This window comes from Mesorhizobium sp. WSM4844, from assembly GCF_055811775.1.
This window is the reverse complement of sequence record NZ_JBVVQB010000202.1, coordinates 1-398: the sequence shown is the minus strand read 5'-3', so window position 1 is coordinate 398 and position 398 is coordinate 1. Positions and strand designations below refer to the sequence as shown.

Here is a 398-nt window from a genome sequence, read left to right as displayed (position 1 = left end):
CGAATACGCAGAAGCCGCGGCACGGATCCCGGCAGCCTTGCAGGCGACAGCGCTCGGTCAGCCCCAACCCGTGTTTGACTTCATTCTCGGACCAAGCTCCGGCGAAGGGCCGATCAGCTGGCAAAAAAACAGTCATCCATAGAAGTCGCCGGGAATAGACCGGACCCGTTGGGCCAACGTCACTGACGAACGACGAATGCCAAGTTTCGTTCACCTGACCCTATTTTCGTGTAGCGCGGAATTTCGTCACGTTGTTTTCGGAATTACAAAAGCTCAAGATGTATCGGTTCCGGCGCCTGGCAGCCGAAACGATTTCCGGGTGGAACGCCTATTAGCAATGGCTTATGGCGATACTTATGCTGCCGAGACATTTATTGCCTTCAGCCACAACCATCACT

At 54.5% G+C, this 398-nt stretch carries 1 protein-coding gene; it reads left to right on the top strand.

The features are described 5' to 3' along the window. Positions 1-196: 196 nt before the first annotated feature. Positions 197-398: hypothetical protein (locus tag AC0L2A_RS36430; RefSeq protein ID WP_473613016.1), on the top strand; the 202-nt coding region annotated here is incomplete at its 3' end.